Raw genomic sequence first — 359 nt, forward strand, 5'->3', positions numbered from 1 at the left:
TGGAGCAATGATGGAAGTAGGGAGAAGTGCAGAGAATGCATTTTATGCATTTTTAGAATTGGTGTCGGATGTATTGGGATTTACTGCGAAAGTTGAAACAAAGAAGAATGAGGTAGGAAATTATTTTGATAGTCTAGGTAAGAAGCTTGGAGATGCTTCAAAAGAGTTAGAAGAGGTTGTACGAAAATCAGAGACAGATACTAATAAAGGTGATTTATCAAAAAATCCAATTAGAGAAGTAATTAATGTAGCTAAGGGTATTTTAGGTACGTTAAAAGGGCATTTAGAGTCATTAAAAAGTATAGGTGATGGTACTATAGTAGGTGAGGCAGCAACCAATAAAGAGGGAGTAGAGCCAG

At 35.9% G+C, this 359-nt stretch carries 1 protein-coding gene; it reads left to right on the top strand.

Features of this window, described 5'->3' with window-relative positions:
• Positions 1-7: 7 nt before the first annotated feature.
• Positions 8-359 (top strand): variable large family protein (locus tag PSHG_RS26115; protein ID WP_187373817.1); only part of this gene is annotated, 352 nt, incomplete at its 3' end.

It is taken from the genome of Paenibacillus senegalensis JC66, assembly GCF_000285515.1.
Taxonomy (GTDB): domain Bacteria; phylum Bacillota; class Bacilli; order Paenibacillales; family NBRC-103111; genus Paenibacillus_L; species Paenibacillus_L senegalensis.